This window comes from Planktothrix paucivesiculata PCC 9631, from assembly GCF_900009265.2.
GTDB classification, from domain to species: Bacteria; Cyanobacteriota; Cyanobacteriia; order Cyanobacteriales; family Microcoleaceae; genus Planktothrix; species Planktothrix paucivesiculata.
Genome location: NZ_LR735018.1, coordinates 508,439 through 528,427, shown reverse-complemented (window position 1 = coordinate 528,427; position 19,989 = coordinate 508,439). Strand labels below are relative to the sequence as shown.

The 19,989-nt window shown below is 40.7% G+C and carries 20 protein-coding genes; 10 read left to right on the top strand and 10 right to left on the bottom strand.

Features of this window, described 5'->3' with window-relative positions:
* The first annotated feature begins 401 nt into the window (after nt 1-401).
* The 4 genes from PL9631_RS16555 (at nt 402) to PL9631_RS16540 (ending at nt 5,306) form a co-directional block, all read left to right on the top strand.
* The gene (locus tag PL9631_RS16555; protein ID WP_083621973.1) at nt 402-1,142 is read left to right on the top strand and encodes a LuxR C-terminal-related transcriptional regulator; all 741 of its coding nucleotides are present in this window, start codon (nt 402-404) and stop codon (nt 1,140-1,142) included.
* Nucleotides 1,143-1,155: 13 nt separating this feature from the next.
* Nucleotides 1,156-2,427, top strand: coding sequence for a DUF4255 domain-containing protein (locus PL9631_RS16550; RefSeq protein WP_083621971.1), 1,272 nt, complete (start codon nt 1,156-1,158; stop codon nt 2,425-2,427).
* Between the two features lie 89 nt (nt 2,428-2,516).
* Nucleotides 2,517-4,478 carry an ATP-binding protein gene (locus PL9631_RS16545; protein ID WP_083621969.1) on the top strand — a complete coding sequence of 654 codons (1,962 nt, stop codon included), beginning with the start codon at nt 2,517-2,519 and terminating at the stop codon, nt 4,476-4,478.
* 261 nt (nt 4,479-4,739) lie between these two features.
* Nucleotides 4,740-5,306, top strand: coding sequence for a T4SS efffector SepA family protein (locus PL9631_RS16540; protein WP_083621967.1), 567 nt, complete (start codon nt 4,740-4,742; stop codon nt 5,304-5,306).
* Nucleotides 5,307-5,427: 121 nt separating this feature from the next.
* Here PL9631_RS16540 and ffh read toward each other — a convergent pair whose 3' ends face one another.
* The 4 genes from ffh to PL9631_RS16520 form a co-directional block, all read right to left on the bottom strand.
* Nucleotides 5,428-6,867: a signal recognition particle protein gene (gene ffh / locus PL9631_RS16535; protein WP_083621965.1), complete on the bottom strand. Its 1,440-nt coding sequence runs from the start codon at nt 6,865-6,867 to the stop codon at nt 5,428-5,430.
* A 200-nt stretch (nt 6,868-7,067) separates the two neighbouring features.
* Nucleotides 7,068-8,150 carry an IS630 family transposase gene (locus PL9631_RS16530; RefSeq protein ID WP_083616166.1) on the bottom strand — a complete coding sequence of 361 codons (1,083 nt, stop codon included), beginning with the start codon at nt 8,148-8,150 and terminating at the stop codon, nt 7,068-7,070.
* A gap of 368 nt (nt 8,151-8,518) precedes the next feature.
* The gene (locus PL9631_RS16525; RefSeq protein WP_083622141.1) at nt 8,519-9,295 is read right to left on the bottom strand and encodes a pentapeptide repeat-containing protein; all 777 of its coding nucleotides are present in this window, start codon (nt 9,293-9,295) and stop codon (nt 8,519-8,521) included.
* Between the two features lie 81 nt (nt 9,296-9,376).
* Nucleotides 9,377-10,552: a pentapeptide repeat-containing protein gene (locus PL9631_RS16520; protein WP_083621963.1), complete on the bottom strand. Its 1,176-nt coding sequence runs from the start codon at nt 10,550-10,552 to the stop codon at nt 9,377-9,379.
* Nucleotides 10,553-10,858: 306 nt separating this feature from the next.
* Between PL9631_RS16520 and PL9631_RS16515 the strand changes: the two genes are divergently transcribed.
* Nucleotides 10,859-11,194: a DUF2600 family protein gene (locus PL9631_RS16515; protein WP_156090594.1), complete on the top strand. Its 336-nt coding sequence runs from the start codon at nt 10,859-10,861 to the stop codon at nt 11,192-11,194.
* 24 nt (nt 11,195-11,218) lie between these two features.
* Here the strand turns inward: PL9631_RS16515 and hisF are convergent, their stop codons facing one another.
* Nucleotides 11,219-11,998: an imidazole glycerol phosphate synthase subunit HisF gene (hisF, locus tag PL9631_RS16510; protein ID WP_083621962.1), complete on the bottom strand. Its 780-nt coding sequence runs from the start codon at nt 11,996-11,998 to the stop codon at nt 11,219-11,221.
* Between the two features lie 185 nt (nt 11,999-12,183).
* Here hisF and PL9631_RS16505 point away from each other — a divergent pair, with 185 nt between their 5' ends.
* Entirely contained in the window at nt 12,184-12,906 is a 723-nt protein-coding gene (locus PL9631_RS16505) for a S1 family peptidase (RefSeq protein ID WP_156090593.1), read from the top strand.
* Nucleotides 12,907-12,943: 37 nt separating this feature from the next.
* Nucleotides 12,944-13,372 (top strand): tetratricopeptide repeat protein, encoded by a 429-nt coding sequence (locus tag PL9631_RS16500; protein ID WP_156090592.1) that lies wholly within the window; start codon nt 12,944-12,946, stop codon nt 13,370-13,372.
* Between the two features lie 9 nt (nt 13,373-13,381).
* On the opposite strand, the gene PL9631_RS16495 is transcribed toward PL9631_RS16500, so the two are convergent.
* Nucleotides 13,382-13,975 carry a TetR/AcrR family transcriptional regulator gene (locus PL9631_RS16495; RefSeq protein WP_197046389.1) on the bottom strand — a complete coding sequence of 198 codons (594 nt, stop codon included), beginning with the start codon at nt 13,973-13,975 and terminating at the stop codon, nt 13,382-13,384.
* Between the two features lie 66 nt (nt 13,976-14,041).
* Here PL9631_RS16495 and PL9631_RS16490 point away from each other — a divergent pair, with 66 nt between their 5' ends.
* From PL9631_RS16490 to PL9631_RS16480, 3 genes are read left to right on the top strand one after another with little or no spacing between them, the layout of a single operon-like run.
* On the top strand, nt 14,042-14,659 hold the full coding sequence (locus PL9631_RS16490) for a glutathione S-transferase family protein (RefSeq protein ID WP_083621961.1): 618 nt from the start codon (nt 14,042-14,044) through the stop codon (nt 14,657-14,659).
* A gap of 9 nt (nt 14,660-14,668) precedes the next feature.
* Nucleotides 14,669-15,274, top strand: coding sequence for a pyridoxamine 5'-phosphate oxidase family protein (locus tag PL9631_RS16485; RefSeq protein WP_083621959.1), 606 nt, complete (start codon nt 14,669-14,671; stop codon nt 15,272-15,274).
* Nucleotides 15,275-15,318: 44 nt separating this feature from the next.
* Nucleotides 15,319-15,732, top strand: a complete 414-nt coding sequence (locus PL9631_RS16480; RefSeq protein WP_083621958.1) for a nuclear transport factor 2 family protein — start codon at nt 15,319-15,321, stop codon at nt 15,730-15,732.
* Nucleotides 15,733-15,850: 118 nt separating this feature from the next.
* Here PL9631_RS16480 and PL9631_RS16475 read toward each other — a convergent pair whose 3' ends face one another.
* The 4 genes from PL9631_RS16475 to PL9631_RS16460 form a co-directional block, all read right to left on the bottom strand.
* Nucleotides 15,851-16,810: a 3'(2'),5'-bisphosphate nucleotidase gene (locus PL9631_RS16475; protein ID WP_083621957.1), complete on the bottom strand. Its 960-nt coding sequence runs from the start codon at nt 16,808-16,810 to the stop codon at nt 15,851-15,853.
* A 195-nt stretch (nt 16,811-17,005) separates the two neighbouring features.
* Nucleotides 17,006-17,548, bottom strand: a complete 543-nt coding sequence (gene rsmD, locus PL9631_RS16470) for a 16S rRNA (guanine(966)-N(2))-methyltransferase RsmD (RefSeq protein ID WP_083621955.1) — start codon at nt 17,546-17,548, stop codon at nt 17,006-17,008.
* A gap of 68 nt (nt 17,549-17,616) precedes the next feature.
* Nucleotides 17,617-18,279 (bottom strand): imidazole glycerol phosphate synthase subunit HisH, encoded by a 663-nt coding sequence (hisH, locus tag PL9631_RS16465; RefSeq protein WP_083621953.1) that lies wholly within the window; start codon nt 18,277-18,279, stop codon nt 17,617-17,619.
* Nucleotides 18,280-18,561: 282 nt separating this feature from the next.
* On the bottom strand, nt 18,562-19,989 hold a 1,428-nt coding region (locus tag PL9631_RS16460; RefSeq protein WP_456238470.1), incomplete at its 5' end, for an alpha-2-macroglobulin family protein.

Sequence of the window (19,989 nt, the reverse complement as noted above, 5' to 3'; positions counted from 1 at the left end):
GTTTGTCCTGATTACTATTAGTTAATGTGCCTAGATTAAGGTGAAATAGACCCCAGGGGTTATAGACTTTGGTCGAAATTTTTTGGCTTTTTGAATAGGTTATTACAGGACTTACGCAAATTTGGGGATGTAACCCTAGATGTAGGGGGTAATTCATGAATTATATTTAACATTACTTTATTTTTCTTATTAATTTGTTAGGTTTCTATACAAATATATTGAGGATTGAGTCGCAAAAATTAAATTTATATCTGAAGATAGATGTTATATTGAAATATAGTGTTAATTACACAAACTTCCTTTTGGGGCATCAAATCATATTAGTTTTAATTAGACTTGATATGTGGGTACATCAACTTAATCACACTTCTAATCAAGGGCGTGCAAGTGTTTCTAGGCTTATGCCTAAGAGTATTTTACCAGAAACAATTGCAGTTATGCTTGTAACCTGTGAATTGCATTTTTGTAAGAGTTTGCAGGTATTACTTAGAGTTTATAACTTGAGTTCGTCATGGCAAATTCAGCTAGTTGGTAACGCGAGTTCAATTAAACCTGTCCTGAGTATGGCTGCCCAATGTAAACCCAGTTTAATTTTCCTAGACTGGGATTTATTTCAGGCACCTGATGAGGGTATTGAAATGATCAGAAGTTTAAGTCAAAAATCAGAACAGAATCAGAATGATAGCAAAATTTTGGTGTTGTCTTCTTTAGGAGAGGAAAGTAGTATTTTTGCGACAATGCAAGCCGGAGCTTGGGGATATCTGTTAAAGGAAAATTTACCGACGCAACTACCTATTGCGATTACGGCGGCGCTGAATAATCAAGTTTATTTATGTCCAGAAGTTGCAGCCCGATTCTTTCACGCTTTTCAGATAAACCAATATCAATCAATAGCCCCTCAACCCAATAAACTATGTGATCAACTAACGGAATTAAATAGCTATAATCCCTATAATTTAACAAACAGAGAACGGGAAGTCCTAAAATTATTGGTGGAGGGATACCGAAATCAAGAAATAGCTAGTTCCCTTTATATTACCGTAGCAACAGTCAAAGCCCACTTAACAACAATATTTGAAAAATTAGACGTAGATAGCCGTAGTCGAGCGATTGTTCGGTCGTTACATCTGGGTCTTGTTTAAGAAAAATTAAAGTATGAGTAATTATTTAGGTATTGCCACTGTGACGGCAACATTGCAGAGGATGTTACAACAATCTGTGCAGATGGATGTGGAGGGGGCAAGGGTGACAACAAACCGTCCAGAAAATACAGGGGGAACTCCAGAAACAGGAATTAGTATTTACCTCTACCATTTGAAGCGCAATACCTCTCTGGGAAATGCAGATATGCCACCCCGCCAACGGAAGGGAGAATTAACAAAGCGGAATCAATTACCTATAGATTTATACTATCTGTTAAGTTGTTATGGGAATGAGATAGAATTGGAGCCTCAGCGCTTATTAGGAAGTGCAATCCGAACACTCGAAGATCGAGCGGTTTTATCGTCTCAAATGATTCGAGAAACGGTAAATGATCCCAGTTATCCTTTTTTAGCAAATTCCGATCTATCAGAACAAATTGAGATGATTCGAGCGGAATTTGTTCCGGTTTCAACGGATGAATTATCGAAGGTTTGGTCGGTCTTTTTTCAGACCCCTTATGTTTTATCTGTGATCTATAAAATTACAGTTGTGGTGTTAGATGGTGAGGAACCTGCAATGGTAGCACTGCCGATCCGCGATCGCAGCCTGAACGCCTGGGCATTTAGCAAACAACCGACGATTGATTTTGTCATGTCAACCGAAGGTCGATATCAGCCTATTTTCACCCATAGTACCTTATTAATTCGAGGTAAAATGCTTGCCAATGCCAATGCCTCGATTAGAATTGGGGGTGTGGAAGTGGCACCGGGTACGGTGCAAGATCAGGAGATTACCTTAGCTTTAACCTTAGTGCCACCAGAGGCACTCCGACCCGGGGTTCAGGGGTTACAGGTAATTCACGGTCAAAGGTTAGAAAGGGGAAGCACCAATAGCCCCATGCAAGAGCGGGTTGAGTCCAATGTGGCTCCGTTTGTGTTGCGACCAGGTATCAAGGAGGTGAATCTGTTGGATGGGTCAGGAACAGACGACGAGCCTCGTGATGCTGAGGTAGAAGTGGTGACAGACGTGAGGGTCGGTCAAGATCAGCGAGTGATTCTGATTTTAAATGAACAGACAAGCCTACAGCCTGCCGCTTACATTTTTAACGCCCAGCCTCGGAATAATAATACTGTTCGGCTTATCTTCTCACTTAAAGCTATTAAAAATAGCAACTATTTAGTGAGGATTCAAGTGGATGGTGCGGAAAGTCTCTGTCAAATTGATAGCGATCGCCATAGTCCCACCTTTGATCAGTATATTAGTCCAACGATCACCATCCCCTAGTAGTAAGCCCTTCAGGGCTTCTTTAGGGCCTATATACAAATCTGGCTAAGAGTCCTAAAGGACTTACTACAATTGAGTTTTCACCCAAAATGAACGCTGTTTCTGTGCAAGACTGGCAAAAAGCAAACCAAGAATCCCTGATGGTGGCACTGGCTCAAGTGCGACTGGTACTGGAATGGAAAGCCAGTCAAGATAGTCAGACTCCAAAGCCGACGGCTACTTTGGAACTCTCGGATCATTCATCTCTACAACAGATCTGTCGGGTGTTTGGCTTGTCCACCTTTGAACGGGACTTATTGATGATCTGTGCAGGTATGGAATTAGACGCCAGTTTTGCCAGCTTGTGCGCCCTGGCTCAAGGGGACTCGCAAAAAGTTTATCCCACCTTCAGTTTAGCCCTCAGTAGCCTAGATAACCCCCATTGGAACGCCCTCACCCCTACGGCTCCCCTACGACACTGGCGATTAATTGAGATCGGTAGTGGATCGGCACTTACCCAGAGTCCCCTCCGTATTGACGAGCGCATCCTGCATTACTTGGTGGGAGTCCAGCACTTAGATGAGCGACTGATGGGAATAATTGAGCCACTAAAAGGAGAAAATCAATTAGTCCCCTCTCACCAACAGTTAGCCGAACAGTTGGCAGAAACCCTGTCTCAGAGTGCCGGAAATGACATTGTACCAGCAGTGCAACTCTGTGGAGAAGATACCAGTAGCAAACGGGCGATCGCCCTATCCGCCTGTAAAATATTGGGACTGGATGCCCATTTACTCAGTGCCGATCACTTACCCAGCAACCGAAACGAACTATCTCAACTGCTGCGGTTGTGGGATCGGGAAGCGGTTTTGTGTAATAGTGGATTAGTCTTAAACTGCGACGAGGTAGATGGTTCAGATCGGGACGGAAATGTTGTGGCCCAGATCATTGAACAAATTAATAGTCCTCTGATTATTACCACACGAGATCGGATTAGTCAGAGACAGCGCCCGTTAGTTAATTTTGAAGTTAGCAAACCTACCAACTCAGAACAATACCTATTATGGGAGGAGGCGCTGGTGATGGAGCGTGAGGAGTTGCCGGAGATTATAGAACACTTAGTCGGACAATTTAACCTGAATGCCCCCGCTATTGCTGCGGCTTGTGCCAGTACCCTCGGACAAATAAGTGTAAGTGAGGATTATGATCAGCTAAATAATACTTTATGGGAGGCTTGTCGCGCCCAAGCTCGTCCTCGGATGGAAGATTTAGCCCAACGAATTGAACCGAGTGCGAGTTGGGAGGATTTGGTATTACCTGAAATGCAGTCACAAACTCTAAAAGCGGTGATTGCCCATGTTCGCCAGCGCGTTAAAGTTTATGAGGGTTGGGGGTTTGCTAAAAAAGGCGGACGGGGTTTAGGAATTAGTGCGTTATTTGCTGGCCCTAGTGGGACGGGAAAAACTACGGCGGCGGAAGTGATGGCTCAGGAGTTAAATTTAGATTTATATCGGATTGATCTGAGTTCAGTGGTGAGTAAATATATTGGGGAAACGGAGAAGAATTTGCGACGGGTTTTTGATGCGGCGGAAACGGGTGGAGCGATTTTACTTTTTGATGAAGCGGATGCTTTATTTGGAAAACGTTCTGATGTGAAAGATTCCCATGACCGCCATGCAAATATTGAGGTTAGTTATTTATTACAACGGATGGAAGCTTATGGAGGGTTAGCAATTTTAACTACGAATTTAAAGGGGGCGTTAGATAGTGCATTTTTGCGAAGAATTCGGTTTGTGGTGCAGTTTCCGTTTCCCGATGTGACCCAACGGGCTGAAATTTGGCGTCGAATTTTTCCCAAGGAAATGCCATTAGAAGGGGTGGATGTGAATAAATTAGCTAAACTAAGTGTAGCCGGGGGGAATATTCGTAATATTGCTATGAATGCTGCTTTTTTGGCGGCGGATTCTAATGAAGCTGTGACGATGAAACATTTATTAAATGCGGCTCGTAGTGAAAGTATGAAGATGGAAAAACCTTTAACGGATACGGAGGTTAAAGGATGGGTTAGTCCTTGAAACAGTTTGGGTTAATCGTCGTCAAGGACAACCCGGAGGATGGATAAAAAAATCGTCACCGCCGAAGGAGACAGAGCTTCCGATTAGCATTCCAGACTTAAGAATAAGCTGTTTAGCATTTAAACTGCATATTTTAGAGGCTGAAACCCCTTACTAGCTTGGATCACCTCAAAAATTTAGATAATTAACAGCTTACTCTTGACGATTTTCCTGTAACAATGTTACTATGTAACAATATCACATAGTAATGGATTGAGAAATATGACTCAAGGTAAAGTTATTCGTATCTCCAAGCCTATTTTTACTCGTCTTCAAGCGATCGCAGAACCACTAACAGATACTTCAGCCAGCGTTATTGAAAAACTACTAGATTTTTATGAACAGCACCAGAACGAGGTTAAGCCTATTCGTAAATTAAATCCCGAAAATCCACCTAAATTAGCACATAGTAAAGTAACAAAAGTAATTTTAAATAATTTACATTTAACTAATCCTGGTTGGAATGAAATTATCGAAGAAATTCATATTATAGCAGTGAATAAAATTAATTCTCGTGAAAAATCCTATGATAAGTTGATATTAGTTACCAGTTTTAATATTACTGATGGAGAATATACAGAAAAGGGTTATAAGTTTGTAGAAAAACTCAATATATCCATTCAAAATGTTTCATCTGATCACGCTTGGAAGGGCATTTTAAAGATGGTTAAAAAATTAAATATTTCTGTAAAAATTTATTTAACTTGGAAGGATAAAGAAGGTGCTTCATTTCCTGGGGAAGAATGTTTATTAAGTTGGAGTCCCGACCAAATTATAAATAAAACATGAGGTAGTGCGAGCGTCCTCGCTCGGTATAATATATAAACTATTGATCAATTATTTGATAAAATATCGGAGGCAGAGCCTCCGGTTGGCATTCCAAGGTAGAACCTTGGAACGAGGGGAGGGGTTAGAGTTGACCGAAACCTTTTTTCTTCTTGTCTTTCTTTTTCTTGGCTTTCGCCGCCCCGGGATAACCTCCTCCCATTCCGGGCATTCCGGGCATTCCGGGCATACCTCCCATTCCGGGCATACCTCCCATTCCCGGCATCATTCCTTGACTCATTTGTTGCATCATTACCCGCATTTTTTGGAAATCACTAACTAACTTCATCACATCTTTTTCTAGCATTCCTGAACCCTTAGCAATACGTTTGCGACGGGAAGGAGAACTAGCTAATAAATCGGGGTTTTTGCGCTCATTAACGGTCATGGAATTAATCATCGCTTCCGACCGTTTTAATTGTGCTTCTCCCTGGTCTAATTGGTCTTGGGAAATCTTATTCATCCCCGGAATTAACTTAATTAATCCCCCCAAAGATCCCATATTTTTCATCATTCGAGTTTGACGCAGGAAGTCGGTAAAATCAAATTTTGCCGTCACAATTTTTTCCTGCATTCTCTCGGCATCCGCCAAGTCGAATTCCTCTTGGGCTTTTTCAACTAAGGTTAAAATATCCCCCATGCCTAAAATTCGAGAGGCAACTCGGTCAGGGTAAAAAGGTTGTAGCGCTTCAACTTTTTCCCCCACCCCGACAAATTTAATCGGAGCCCCCGATACCCGACGAATTGATAGCGCCGCCCCGCCACGACTATCCCCATCCATCTTAGTTAAAATCGCCCCAGTAATCCCAATTTGGTCGTTAAAGGTGCGGGTTAAATTAGCGGCTTCTTGACCCGTCATGGCATCCACCACTAACAGGGTTTCATGGGGTTCAATGGTTTCTTTAATTTGCGCTAATTCCGCCATCATATTTTCGTCTATTTGCAGACGTCCGGCGGTGTCAATAATGACGGTATCAATATCTTGATTTCGGGCATATTCGACCCCTTGACGGGCAATTTCTACGGGGTCGGTATCGGTTCCCATTTCAAACACAGGAACGTTAATTTGTTTGCCTAATGTGATTAATTGATTAATTGCCGCTGGGCGATAAATGTCCGTAGCAACTAACAAAGTAGTGCGATTTTCCTTTCTCAAATGTAGGGCTAATTTTGCCGTGGCGGTGGTTTTTCCTGTCCCTTGCAACCCGGCCATTAATATAATGGTTGGGGCGGTGTCCGCTTGGGCGAGGGGAACGTTACTTTCCCCCATGACGTTGACCAATTGATCATGGACGATTTTAACGAACTGTTCTCCGGGTCGCACACCGGACACGACTGCTGCTCCCTGGGCTTTTTCGCCCACTTCCGCCACAAATTCCTTAACCACTTGCAGGTTAACATCGGCTTCGAGCAGGGCGCGACGGACTTCTTTTAGGGCATCTTGAATATTAGACTCACTAATTTTATCTTGACCTCGGAGTTTCTTCCAAGTGGATTCAAACCGTTCACTTAAGGCATCAAACATAGCAATTTCTTTATCGAGTAGATTGTCATCACTCTCTATAATAATATTGAAAGGGTTGCAATTGTGCTAAAATTAGCCGATTTAAGAATTTACAATATTTTAAAAATCCTAGAAAAGTAACAAAAAATCATAATTTTTTACTCTGAATAAAAATCCTAAGTAGGTGGTCATAAATAAAGTCAATAATAGAAAAAGATTGTTTAGGATAATTCTTGAGAGTTACTCAGGGAATTAAATCGCAAGCGATCGCAGGTACAATCATTTCTTTCGTTTCTATCTTCAATGGCTTGAATCACAGCTTGGCTCAAATCATATTCATCTTCAAACATTCTTCCCGCCAGTTCATGAGTTTTTAATTGATGCCATTCTGGTTCGATTTCATTCAATTCAGGGCTATAAGCAGACAGGAAGAAAAATTCTAATTTTTTGTCTTGCCACTCCCTTTCTTTTTCTTGTATTTTTTGACTTTTATGGACACTGTAGTTATCTTGAATCAGTACGGTAATTTGTCGAGTATTTTGAAAATGCTTTTCAGCTTTTTCCGCTTGCCAATCTATAAATTTTATGTAATTCTCACTTGTAATTCCTGACAAACTTAAACCGTACTCAAAACTTTTTCCTTTTTCTAATACTCCAATTACATTCAATCTTTTTCCTCGCTTTTTCGTCTGGTTTATTTGTTTCTGCTTCCCCTTTTTTACATAGGTGTAACTCACAGGACTCCATAAACAAAAACCTGCCTCATCTAAATATTTTAATCTGACCAAACCCTCTTCTTCATAACGCTTTAACGTCTCCAAATCTCTTTTCTTGCTCGCTGTTTTTTCGGGATTCTGTTTTTTCTTTAAACTGGCTTTTGTTCTTTTCCAGCGCCAGTCTTTTTTTTTTAAGATTTTTCTAATTCTTTCTGCGCTTAGTGCGATCGCTCTCTCTCGCAGAAGTTTTTCCGACAGTTGACGGCTATTATAAGTTCTTTCATCTGACTCTATACAAGTTTCTAAATATTCTATATCTTCTTCTTTCCACCTCCGTTTTCTTCCCGAACGAGGAGCATCAAATAATCCTTCTTTTTCTTGATTTATCCATCGAGTTATTGTTTTTCTTACCATGGCTTCTGAACACCTTAAAGTCTGGGCTATTTTTGAGACCATCCATCCTCCATCACTAAACATTAATATATCTATTCTCTGCCTTGTTCTTTTCGGAACTTTCTCTTGCTGATACAGAGTTAGTAGCTCTTGTTTTTCTTCTTCTGTTAGTTGAATTCTTAACCTCAGTGGCATGACTATTCCTCTGATATTTCTTCATTTCTTATTTTAACTCTATTTATGACCACCTACTTACTACAGGTGTGAGGGTCTAATCTGTAACATTTTCGAGGGGTTTGGAGGTTCATCAGCCTAGCAGGGGTGTTATCTCCAAACTCCTATCCCAGTGCAATATCACCCCCATTAAAAATTTCTCTTTTTTTACCCTGCTACTCAAATCCTCAAAGAAATATTTCTCCTAACGACGATAAGGATCAAAGCCTCAACATATTGTTGAGGTTTTTTATCCTAAAAGAAGCGATATGCCTACGGCACGTTCGCGCGATCGCTCTGTTTAAAGCCTGATATGCCTACGGCACACGGGAGCGATCGCTTTTTTTTATTTATTCTGAAATTTCATCAAAAATTGCACCCCGATGGATTAAATTCTCTTTCAATTCTTCAGATAATCCGGCATCATGCCAGAGTCGAGCTTCTTTAACATTTGCTCCGGTAAAATCTACCCCAGCTAAATTGGTTAAAGCTAATCCAGCTTGACGTAAATCAGCATTTTTTAAACAAGCTCCCGTTAAATTGGCATCGCTTAAATTACAATTACTTAAATTAGCATCTTCCAAATTAACATTGCTTAAATTAGCTCCACTTAAATTCGCTAAAGCTAAACTCACCCGGTGCAAATCTGCGCCACTTAAATCCGTATCACTTAATAGGGCTCCACTTAAATCCGCCCCCCCTAAATTCACGTTTCTTAAATCAGCATTCGTTAAGTTAATATCGCTTAAATCCGCGCCTCGTAAGTAGGCATTACTTAATTTTGCCCCACTTAAATCCAATCCACTTAACTTAGCTCCTAATAGTTTCGCTTGGGCAAAATCTTCTAAGGGATTTAAACCAGCAATTTCCGCTAACTCTAAAAAATCATCGGTTTTTGCCGATATAATGGCTTGTACTGTTGTTTGTAAATCAGAAAAATGACACCCTTGGGCCGCGGCTTTTTGAGTTAACAATTGTAGGTCTTCATGGGTTTTATAATGGAGTGCTATTTCGTGAATATCAGCAGGTAAAGGTTGTTTTTGTAACCAAAGTACCAATTTACGTTCCAACACCGCCAAGCGGTTGGGGCTAAGATTATGGGGCCAAAGTCCTTCTACACCAGTCATAATAGTTTTAATGGTTTTGTTTATTAATATCATTAAACATCACCGAGGGTTAACCACTAACACCTAGGATGTTCTACTAACCTAATCTTTATTTTCCCTAAAAATTGCCCCTTGTTTGACTAACTCGGATTTAATTCGCTGGGAAATTCCCACTACCTCGGTAAAATCAACGTTTGTGACCTGGGCATTTTTAGTCTCGGCTTGGCTAAAATTAGCGCCTGTTAGGTTCACACCTTGAAATTTTACCCCGGTTAGGTCGGCAAAGTTCAAATTGGCTTGACTGAGGTTGGCTTGGGTCAAGTTGGCGTAGGGTAAATAGGCACTGATCAAGTTAGCATGGGTTAAGTTGGCATGACTCAGATTCGCCCTGGGCATTTTTGTCCTGACATCGGCTTCGCTGAGGTTAGCACCGCTTAAATCGGCGTCGCGTAAATTAGCGTTTGTTAAAATAGCATAACTGAGATTAGCTTCTTTTAAAATAGCTCCGCTCAAATCCGCCAAGGTTAAATTAGCATAACTGAGGTTGGTTTTTTCTAAATTTGCCCCTTTTAAATCGGCGTAATTAAAATCAAGATGACTTAAATCCATTCCGGCAAAGTCAAACAAAGGATCTAAGCCTATATTTTGGGCTTGCTGTAGAATATTTCCGGGATTTTCTATTAAAAAGTCTCGAAAAATAGCTTGATGCTGTTGATAATAATATTCAACTTGTTCCCATTGTTCTAACTGCTCATAGATGAGTTTTAAATGGTTAAAAACCTGACCTTGACTGGGATAATTGTGGTGAGCTTGGGCGAGGGTTAATTGTTGTTTATAAGCCTCACTTGCCAATTCAAATTGTTCTTGGACGAGATAGATTTTTCCTAATACGGATAATGCCTGTTCTTCCGTGCGGGGATCTAAAAACTGACGGGCGAGGGCTAACCGTTGATTTTGGTATTCTAGGGCTTTAAAATAGTCTGCTAAATTATAGTAAATATTGCTAAGATTAATTAAAGCATTCATTTCTCCCTTGGGATCTTGAATTTCCTGGGCGATCTCTAAATGTTGTTGATAGCAATTGATCGCTAATTCCGGGCTTAATAGGGCTTCATGTACAACCCCTAGATTCCCCCAAGCTGCCCCTTCCCGTTTGCGATCCTGTAGGTTTCGGTAGGTGTGGAGAGCTTCTTGCCAAGATGCTAAAGCGGCTTGATATTCTGCATTTTGATAGTGTAAAATCCCTTGCTGGAATAACTCGTTGGCTTGATCTAACATCTAAATCGTTTATTTGATGAATTCTTTGATCCAGATTAATATAAATCTGCTAATTATGCAAGAGGGAATCGATCCGCCCTCACCCCATTTTTAAGGCAGGGCTGTTTTATTTTACTAAATTGTTGCTCAAACATTTCGGGGGATTTTTTAGGATTATCAACCAATATACTGATGAGTCAGAGCGCACTGATCACTGATTATTGACTGATATCTGTCTAATTATAGATAATATTTTAATCAAAACTGTTCCAAGCGATAGATGATACTTAAAGATTTTAATTTAATATATAAAAAGGACTTCATATTATGCTTGACTATTTGATTGACCAAGAAGAAGACAGGATAGGGGGTGATTTGAATTTTTGTACTTACTATCATAGTCAAAAGGAAATAACTGAACGGCTTGTTTACTTTCTCAAAAAGGCTGATCAAGCTGTTTCTCAGTTACCGCATAAACAGTTTCATCACATGATAAATCGAGCTTTACTCGGTGTTTATCTAGCTGATCAAAAAGTGAATCAACAGATAGACGTGAGAAAAATTGCTGAAAAAATTCTTCGCTCTGGTGGTGGAGAATCACTGTTTTTTCTTTGGAATAGTCTAATTATGGCGCGAATTCGGTATCAACAAATATTTGTGTAGGCCAAATAAAAAATGACCTAGCCTTTACAAAATATCAGGATTCCTCACCGGAACTTGATGTTTTGCTAAATAGGTCTTAATTTCTGCCACACTTAATTGACCATAATGCAATAGGGAGGCTAATAAAGCGGCTTCAGCTTTCCCTTGGGTTAGGGCTTGATAAATATGCTCACAAGTCCCGGCACCTCCCGATGCAATCACCGGAATTTCCACGGATTCGGCAATAGTTCGAGTTAATTCTAAATCATAGCCCGCTTGGGTTCCATCGGCATCCATACTGGTAACTAGAAGTTCTCCCGCACCTCTTTTTGTAACTTCTTTCGCCCATTTTAGAGCATCAATTCCGGTATTTTCCCGACCGCCTCGCACATAAACATCCCAACCAGGATTATCGGGATTTGTGCGCCGACGGGCATCAATTGCTACTACAATACATTGCACCCCAAAGCGATCGCTGGCTCGATTAATTAAGTCAGGATCACGCACGGCGGCGGAATTAATACTAACTTTATCTGCTCCGGCTCTTAATAAGTTTTTAATCATTTCTAAGTTTTGAATCCCACCTCCCACCGTTAAGGGAATAAATACCTGTTCGGCGGTGCGATAAACCACATCAAAAATAATATCTCGGTCTTCATGGGTGGCGGTGATATCCAAAAATACTAATTCATCGGCTCCAGCATCATTATAAGCCGCCGCCAATTCCACGGGATCACCAGCATCTTTTAAATCAACAAAATTAACCCCCTTTACCACTCGACCTGCTTTCACATCCAAACAAGGTAAAATTCGTTTTGCCAGCATAATAAATGTTAAAGATTACGATACTTAAATTAAGGGTAACAATCCCTTTTTTAAGTTGATATTAATTATATAGCAGGGAATACCAAAATAGGGAATAGTTAATTGATCAGTTATTGAAACCGGATCAATAAAAAACCGATGGAAGAAAGAAGGAGTTATAAGTCAGAACAAATTAGGAGGGGAAAATGAGCTTTCGATTCATCCGTTATCGGTTTTTTAAAATTGGCTTATCTATTATATTCGGTCTGATATTAACTTTGGGTTTAAATCCTAAAGTCATGGGATTAACCACCGAGGAGATCAACCGCATCAGTCAGTCGATTACTGTGTTAATTGATGGGTTAAATCCGGGGTCGGGAGTAATTATTGCTAAAAATCAAAATACTTATTATGTATTAACAGCAAATCACGTTGTTAAAAGTCCCGATGAATATACCGTAATTACTGTTGATGGTGAACAATATCCCATTGACTACAATCAGGTGATTAAATTACCGGGAATTGATTTAGCTCTTATCCCTTTTAGCAGCGACAAAACTTATTCTATTGCTCGTCTGGCTGATTATAATTATGATAGCCAATCGGAATATATTTTTATTTCAGGCTGGCCCGATTCTAAGTTACCCATTGCTGACCGCAGACGAGTATTTACGACGGGTTTATTAATTAGTGAAGCCGAAAAAAACTCCTTAATTAAAGAACCTTTTACCCGAGGATATGATTTATTCTATACTAATAGGACGCAGGTGGGAATGAGCGGATCTCCGATTTTAGATCGGGAGGGTCGAGTTATTGGCATTCATGGTCAATCGGAGGGGCAAATTTTTAGTAATCCAGAATTGGGATCGGTTTCTCGGGTGACATTAGGATATAGTGCCGGTATTCCCCTACAAAAGTTTTTACAATGACGATTATCAGATTTGGTATTCTAGGGGAAATTTATTGATGAAGCAGTTAAAACAGCATCAAGAGGCGATTGAATCCTATAACCGGGCGATTAATTTAAAACCTGATTTTGTTCCGGCTTTGATTAATCGAGGAATTGCTTATTATCAAATCCAGGATTATCAAGAGGCGATTCTATCTTTAGATCAAGGGTTAAAACTGGATAATCAACAGGAAACTATTTGGCAATTACGCGGAGAAATATTAATGAAGTTACAACTCTATTCTCAAGCGTTAAGTTCTGTGGAAAGGGCTTTAAGTTTAGATGATCAAAATCCTCAACTCTGGATGTTAAAAGCTCAAATTTTAGCGAGGATGAAGCAATATCAAAATGCTAGGGTTTCGGCATTAATGGCGTTAAAATTTAAACCAAGCGATCAAGAAATCATGGGTTTTATTCGTTCTTTAAATTCATCTCGTCGTCAGTAGAGAAAGTGGTTATTTATCTAAATTACAGAGTTGTTTTGGTAATTGTTGAATCACCCGTTGAAAGGCAGAGGGATTATCTAAACCTTGGGATAAAATTAATCCTCCTTGAATTGCGATCGCGGCATCTTCTCCCCTTTCTTGGGCTAATTTTTCATCCATTCCGGCTTCGATTAAGACTTGAGCGATCGCATCAATCCAAGTGACAAATAACCCTTTAACTTGATCATGAAAAACATCCCTGGCTGAACCCGATAGCAAAATGACAAATACACAGGGTTGCTGTCCCCCTTGATACAGTTGATTCAGGCGATCGCACATTCTTCGGAGTCGAGACTCTGCATCCCCCTCCCCCCGCAAAGTGGACAACAGATTTTCCTCCGACCATTGTTCCAAATAATCCAGCACCGCCTTAACCATCTCATTCTTTCCCCCTGGAAAGTGGTGGTACAGACTGGCTTTCCCTAATCCCGTGGCTTGCGAAATCTTGGATAGGGTAGCTCCATCATAGCCGTACTGTCGAAACAGTTGCAGAAGGCAGGGAACATAGGTTTCTTTGGGCATTTTTAGACCGGGATAAAAATTATGGGTTCCATCTCTTGACATTGTACCGAACAATTGGTACAGTCCAAATATACCGAACGCACGGTACAATTCTTACCGAGAACCGACATGATTAAGCTTTATGGTCATGAACTGTCTGGAAACAGCTACAAAGTCAAATTAATGCTGTCTCTGTTAGCCTTAGATTACGAGTGGATTAAGGTTGACTTAATGGCTGGAGAACACAAACAGCCAGAATTTCTTGCCCTCAATCCCTTTGGACAAGTTCCCCTACTGGTGCATGATGATATCATTTTGGCGGATGCTCAGGCGATTTTAGTGTATTTGGCACGGCGATATGGGGGGGATAAATGGTTGCCAATGGAGGCAGAACCCCTAAGTCGGGTGATTCGTTGGCTATCAACAACGGCTGGAGAAATTCGCCAAGGGCCAGAGTCAGCGCGATTGTATTATCGCTTCAACGTCACTAGCATTAATTTAGAACGGGCGAATCAAACAGCCGAATTCATTTTAACCCAACTTAATACTCATTTATCAAACAAAGAATGGTTGGAGTTAGGACATCCAACTCTTGCTGATATTGCCGTGTTTCCCTACGTTGCCCTCGCTCCCGATGGTCAGATTGCTCTGGATAATTATCCCCATATTTTGGCTTGGTGCGATCGCCTGCAACATCTTCCGGGCTTTGTGAGTATGATCGGGATTCCACAACCTGTGACGGTGTAGGAGGTGAGTATGCCCCGCAAATTTGGAGAAATTGCCTTTACCCCAGAAGTTGAAGCCGCCCAGGAATTACGCGGATCGAGGCAAACCTATCAACGCTATATTGCGAATGGGGATGCTAATGATACGATCACTCCCAAAATTCAGGACTTGATTGATCAATTAGACGGGTTTTATTTAGGAACTGTTGGTTCTAATGGCTATCCCTATATTCAATTTCGGGGGGGGAAGCCGGGTTTTTTAAAGGTGATGAATGAGAAGACATTAGGCTTTGCTGATTTTTCGGGGAATGTGCAGTACATTAGCGTTGGGAATCTATCAGGAAACAATAAAGCCTTTTTGTTTTTAATGGATTATCGTCACCGCCAACGGATTAAAATTTGGGGAAAAGCTGAATATATTGAAGGAGATCCGGTATTAATTGCACAATTAAAAATGCCTAACGATCCTTCAGAAATTGAACGGGCGATTATTTTTCATGTTGAAGCTATTAGTGAGAATTGTCCCCAACATATCCCCATCCGATATTCTGAGGCGGAAGTGGAAGCAATGATCACACCCCTACAAACTCGAATTGTAGAGTTAGAGCAATTAAGCAACCCTCCCAACAACCCATAACAACAACCCATAAACTTAATCATCATCATCAAGGAGAATCTCTCATGGAAACTAGACCCCCCTTACCACCCTTTACCCTGGAAACCGCTAAAGCCAAAGTACAAGCCGCTGAGGATGCTTGGAATACCTGTGATCCCGAACGAGTTGCATTAGCTTATACAGAGGATTCCGTTTGGCGAAATCGGGCGGAATTTTTTACGGGACGGGACAAAATTCGAGAATTTCTGACTCGCAAGTGGAATACAGAACTAGATTATCGTTTGAAAAAAAAGTTATGGAGTTTCACTGATAACCGAATTTCTGTCGCATTTGAGTATGAATATCGCACGGATTCGGGTCAGTGGTATCGCGCCTATGGTAACGAACAATGGGAATTTGCCCCCAATGGGTTAATGCAGCGACGGGAAGCCAGTATTAACGATTTACCAATTGACGAATCCGAACGTAAATTCCGTTAAAAAGTTATGTGATTCAGAATCTCTGTAGAGACGCGCCATGGGAGAGACGCGCCATGGCACGTCTCTACAGCCCGGAAACAAATTTCGGGCTTCGGAGACTTAAGATAATTCGGATAATTTATGGATTTAATGCGGCTAAAACCGTATCATGAATAATCCCATTACTCACAATAATTCCCCGATTTTCTAACATCTTAGGATTAGAAGCAAAATCCAACGGTTTACCCACCATATCAGTCACCCGTCCCCCCGCTTCTTCTACTACAATTGCACCCGCCGCATGATCCCAAATATTCTCCCGATAATTAGGGGTTTTAGGAGAAGGAAGTCGCAAATATAACGCCGCTTTTCCAGACGCCACCGCCCCATATTTTGCCTGCGAATCCATCTTAACTGCTGACGCCACAATTCCCACCGCTTTTGCCACAGCATCTTGACGATCAATATCACCATGACTGGCTTCAATACTGCCCACAAATCGCAGATTTTCCATATCATTTTCAGCGACAACTTGAATCGGAATTTCTTCCCCCGTTGCCGGAATTAACATCGTTGATCCCTGTCCCCTAACTGCTACAAATAACGCCCCAGGTTGATGATTTTCCACCGGATAGGCTGGGCATCCCATCACCCCAACTTTCACCTCTCCATCCTCAATTAAAGCCAAGGCGATCGCATATTGATCCTGTCTTAAAAAGCCTTTTGTCCCATCAATTGGGTCTAATGTCCAAAACCTTTTTTTAACCTTGCCATTCCCTTGATTAATCCAGTTTATAATCTGTTCTGAAGTAGCATCGGGAATAATTTCTTGGACATATTGAGTGATTTTTGCTAGGTTTTCCGCCATTTCTGGGGTTTGTAATTCCGTGGCGTCTTCTTCCCCAACTACCGGATCATTCGGAAATGCTTCTGCTAAAGCTTTACAAATAATTGCTTGAGATCCATAATCAGCTACCGTCACCGGACTTTTATCAATTTTTTCCATCGCTTGCGGAATATTTTCCCGCACTCTTTCGCACAGTTTCCAGGCGCTTAATGTGGCTGCAATGGCAATTTCTTTTTCTTTTTCGTAGGACATAAAAACTCCGTTAATGGGTAATACTTCGACTTCGCTCAGTAACAGGGTAATACTTCGACTTCGCTCAGTAACAGGGTAATAGTCAACAATTATCGGACTGATAAATTCTTGTAGGGGCGGGTTTATCCAGATTTAGGTGATTCACAAAAATCGAACATAACCCGCCCCTACAAATGATTACGGAATTACCCTTTATTATTTTAAACTATAAAATGTTAAAGCACAATTGCCATAGGTTTTTTCTCGACAAATTTCTAACTCTGTAATGGGTTGAATTTGCCAACGATGGGGATGATGTTCTACGGCAATTTCTCCATGATCGGATAGGAGTTGATATTGAGATATGGCTTCTAATACGGGTTGATAAAGATTGCTATTATAGGGCGGATCAAAATAAATACAATCAAATTTTTGCCCGGATAAAGTCTTTAATTTCCCTAAAATATCCCCTCGAATTACTTGAATTTGTTGGGAAGAATCCGCCATTGTTTGCCAATTTTCTTGGATAAGTTTACAGGCTTTCCCGTGTTGTTCAATCCCGATCACAACCGCCGCCCCCCGACATAATGCCTCAGCCCCCATTGAACCACTACCCGTACATAAATCCAACCAGCGACAGCCTTTTATTTTACCTTGCCAAATATTAAAAACCGCTTCCCTGACCCTAGCTAATGTTGGTCTAGTTTCTTCTCCGGGTAAGGTTTTTAATAGGCGGTTTCCATAGATTCTTAAACTCAAAAATTTATTCCTCCAATTAATCAGAAACCGAGTTTCTCAATCTGAAATTTTGATTTTATCCCCAAAATTTATACAGAAACCTGGTTTATCATCTCAAAGTTTTTATTTTTACCTTCAACTAATTCCACAAAATTATCCAGAATTTTTAGTCCAGCGTTAGAGGATTTTTCCGGGTGAAATTGTACCGCCATGACGTTATCTTTGGCGATCGCAGCCGTAATAATTTGACTTCCGTGTTGAATAGTCGCGGCGGTTAAATTCCTATCAGTTGGATCAACATAATAGGAATGGACAAAATAAACCCAAGGTTGGGAACCAATGGTTTTCCATAAGGGAATATTTGGTTGAGTTAAAGATAGTTGATTCCAACCAATATGGGGTATAGTTAACCCAGGTTCGGACTGGAAACGGCGCACAGTTCCCGGGAATATTCCTAAGCCTTTTTCTTGACCTTCTTCTGAAGATTCAAACAGAATTTGTAACCCTAAACAAATGCCTAAAAAGGGAACATCGGAAGCAATTACATCTTGAATTGGTTCGACTAAATTGCGCGATCGCAAATGTTGCATAGCGGGGTCAAAGGAACCCACCCCAGGTAATACAACCGCATCGGCATTTTTAATAATTGTGGCTGAGTCAGTCACTTGAGGTTTTACCCCGGCTTTTTCTAAGCCTTTGCAAACCGAGTGTAAATTCCCCATATCGTAGTCAATTACCGCGATCACAGACATTGATTTGCTTCCTTATCCTGTGGGTTAAAACTATTCTGATTTTAGCATTTTTTCTGCTTTATTATATTAAATCTGTAAATGTTTTCTACACATTTGCCCCTGTAGAGACGTTCCATGGAACCTCTCTACAGGAGGAAACCGATTTCAAAGTCCCCATTAACAGGACTTACGCAAAACAACCATATCTAGTAGGGGCGAACGGCCGTTCGCCCCTACAGATGGTGTATAATTGGGTATTCTGCGTAAGTCCTAATTAATAACGGGGATTTAGGGGGATCATAACTAAGGTTTAGAAACTAATAAAGTTGTCGATGCACTGCGACCAAATTGTTCGGGAGTATGTTGTAATTTCGCTTCTGCACCCGGCCATAAATATTCCCCAGGAGTAACAGAACGAACCAAATAATGCAGTTGATAAATCCCTGGTTCTAAGCGATCGCTATAGGCTGTAATTCGGTCATTGTGAACCGTTTGATAATTAATTTGCCAACTACTTTCTTGCGCTTCTACTGCTAAATTACTGGTTTTAAAACTAGCATCAATCGCTTCAAATCCGGCGGGAAGGGGGTCAGTAATCATGACTTGATCAATAGGATGATCGGTAATAATATCTAAACCGATATCAAACACTTGTCCCGGTGATACCTTGAGCAGATCTTTAGGATTATTCAAGTCAATTGTTTGTAAAATTTTATCCTCATTAGCTGGGCGAATTGTGCGGGTAATTCTTAACCCATTTAAACGTCCGGGTTGATTTCCTTCTAAACGATAACGATAGGCGACCCAATAATTTAGTTTGCCTTGATTTGACGGTTCTAAAATTAAATCATTTTTGCCTTTGGGTAATTCTGACATAGGTATATTTAAACTAAAATTAGAATCTTTATACCCTTTGAATTGAGTTTCTCCTAAAGTTTGATCTGCTAAAGTAATCGCCACCTTAAAGTTAGGGGGTGTCGCCTCAGTTTGACTATATGCAGTTAAAGCTGTTAACGCCTGGGCGTTATCATAACTGCCTCCCCAAGTTCCATCTCGACGCAGATTTAATAAACTTTCCACCAGCTTATCAACGGTGGCAGATTGGGGATTTTTTGTTAACAATAAACCCAAGCCTTGGGATTGAATTGCTGTATCAGAATTCAACCAACTATAGCCTTGAGGTAAGTTCAGAGTTGCCGTTCTTCCGGTGACGTAAATCTGTTTTTGCACTTGCTCAAATAGAGTATCATACTCCTGTTTCCATTGAGGAAATTGAGATAAATAGCGTACCAGTTTAATCTGGGTGAGGGGATCAAATTGATCGAAATTTTGCAGAATATCATCTAAGAAATCACTGCGTTTTTCTCCGAGTTTATCTAAAGCAATTAAAGCATTTAATCGGATTTGATTTTTGCACACTTCATCCGTACAAAAATCATATTTTAGGGGATCATTTACACCTTGAGTTAAATAGGTTTTTAGAGAATTAATCAACTCAGAATTAACCGAAAATCCCGCGTTTTGAGCTTGAGCTAAGGCGTCTCCTGTATAAGCGGAAAGGAAAGGACTAGAGACTCTTGAACCCGGATAGGTTGCAATTCCACCATCTTCCTGTTGCAATTCTTCAATATTAGCTAAAGCGGTTTTAGCCCGTTCGGATAACTGCAAATTACTGAAATTTTGACCGTATTTTTTACCCAAAATCTGCATATTAGCAGCAATGATTAATTC